This window comes from Hydrogenovibrio sp. 3SP14C1, assembly GCF_029625905.1.
GTDB lineage: Bacteria > Pseudomonadota > Gammaproteobacteria > Thiomicrospirales > Thiomicrospiraceae > Hydrogenovibrio.
Genome location: NZ_JARTLM010000132.1, coordinates 1 through 268 on the forward strand (window position 1 = coordinate 1; position 268 = coordinate 268).

The following is a 268-nucleotide window of genomic DNA, read 5'->3' on the forward strand; positions in this document are numbered from 1 at the left end:
GAGGTAAAGAAGGTGATTTCGGTGGCAGAAGTGCTGGAAGAACAAGACCGGCGTCTGCTGGCGCAGGTTTTTCCCGTGGTAGGTGAGGTGTATCAGGCCACTGAGGGCTTCCTGGCGGCTACTTGTGCGCACGGTACCCTGCATCTGAACGAAGAGTTCTTGCATATTGAACCGCAGTGGATTGATGAGCAGCGTTTTACGCCGTTGATCACTGACTTTACCCGTAGCACCCAACCGATTGTGCGCTACCGGCTGGATGATGTGTTGG

General features: G+C 54.5%; 1 protein-coding gene. It reads left to right on the forward strand.

Features of this window, described 5'->3' with window-relative positions; genetic code table 11:
* Positions 1-21: 21 nt before the first annotated feature.
* Positions 22-268, forward strand: a 247-nt coding sequence (locus P8629_RS11935; protein WP_278166332.1) for a hypothetical protein, incomplete at its 3' end; no start/stop codon positions are given.